Annotated in this window: 2 protein-coding genes; both read right to left on the bottom strand. The window is 38.0% G+C overall.

What is annotated here, in order from left to right; translation table 11 throughout:
* Window positions 1-196 precede the first annotated feature (196 nt).
* Window positions 197-781 carry an RNA polymerase sigma factor gene (locus tag RLO81_RS08700; protein WP_350110147.1) on the bottom strand — a complete coding sequence of 195 codons (585 nt, stop codon included), beginning with the start codon at window positions 779-781 and terminating at the stop codon, window positions 197-199.
* 260 nt (window positions 782-1,041) lie between these two features.
* On the bottom strand, window positions 1,042-1,500 hold a 459-nt coding region (locus RLO81_RS08695), incomplete at its 5' end, for an enolase C-terminal domain-like protein (RefSeq protein WP_350110144.1).

The raw sequence follows: 1,500 nt of genomic DNA, 5'->3' as shown, positions 1-1,500 counted from the left end.
GATGACCCCACGGAAAAGTGGATATTTCTGAAGATTTTTATTATTTATAATATTTACAGCACTTAATTGTAAATATTATAGCTATATGCATTTCTTATTTACATATGATCAATAGGCGATAAGCAAAAGAATGAGATAGGTACAACTAAATGGTGGTGAATTGATAAAGTATTGTGGTGAATTGATAAAGTCTGAATCAGACTGTTTTTGCATTTAAGCAATTTAGTTTTAGCTCTTTCAGTGACCGATAGATAAGTTTTCGAGCATACTTGGCATCACTCAGGTGCATGATTAGCGCAATTTCGTTATAAGATAGGCTTTCATAGAATTTCAAAAAAACAGCTTCTCTCTGCCGGGAGGTTAACCGGTCCAATGAACACTGTATCCTTTTAGCATTATCCTGAACAATTTCTTCATTAATTATCGCTGTTTCTGTTGATATATCGCTTTGTAAATGAAATTCAACTGAAGAAGATGCGTCCCCTAAGAAATTCTTTTTTGTGATTGTTTTGATCACCTTTCGTCTGATACATTGGAACAGGTAATACTTTACAGCATGTACTTCTGGGAGGGAGCCTTTTTTGGTCCAGAGTTCTATAAATAAATCCTGTATGCAGTCCTTAATTAATGCTTTATTCTGGCAGAACTGCATCCCATATCCATAAAGCACCGAAAAATATTTATCATATATTAAGTCAAATGCTTTTTCGTTACCATACCTGCATTCATTCCATATGATAGCATCAGATTCATGTTCTGTATGGTTTTGGTTGGGTTGCATAAATACACGATGCAGAAGATGGTTTGTGTCACCTTTCTACATCACGTATTATAGGCAAATTTTATTGCTTTGTCAAAAAAGTTGCCGATAACCTTTTGAATAGTAACGAGTTCCTCCTTTCTCAACTTGTTAATCGTCAATTGCTATTGATACTGACTTACAGATGGTGGTTAAACTGATTTTAAAAGCCCTGTTACCATCCAAGACCCAGCATACAACTAAAATAATTGAATACTGGGTCTATTGAATTTAGTTAAAAATTATGGCCGAACCGGGGTACCGTCTTGCTGTCTCAATTGAGTCCAGGTGTTTAGCTGCACTTTTTGTAATGGAAACTTAGCTGCTTCCTTTTCGTCCACGTCCACACCAAGGCCCGGAGCTTCATTCACATACATATATCCATTTTCTACTCTGGGCATTCCAGGAAAAATAGCAAGTAATCTATCTGATGGAGAACGTATGGTGCTTGCGGCTTCCTGGATACCAAAGTTCCAAACGGCAAGATCAATATGTGCGTTGGCGGCATGCCCCACTGGAGAAGTGTCGCCGGGACCATGCCATGCTGTCCTTACATTGAACCACTCGCCCAGACGGGCTACCTTCATTGCAGGTGTGATACCTCCAATTTGTGAAATATGAATACGTATGAAATCATACCATCGGTTCACGATAGGTTGTACCCATTCATGTGGATTATTGAACAATTCTCCCATGGCAAT

Source organism: Fulvivirga sp. (assembly GCF_040220315.1).
Taxonomy (GTDB): Bacteria; Bacteroidota; Bacteroidia; order Cytophagales; family Cyclobacteriaceae; genus Fulvivirga.
Note: the sequence above shows the minus strand (reverse complement) of the source record. Positions and strands in the feature narration are given on the sequence as shown.

Coding starts and splice junctions, on each gene's coding strand:
- RLO81_RS08700 (WP_350110147.1), bottom strand. CDS start 781: ATGCAACCCAACCAAAACCATACAGAACATGAATCTGATGCTATCATA.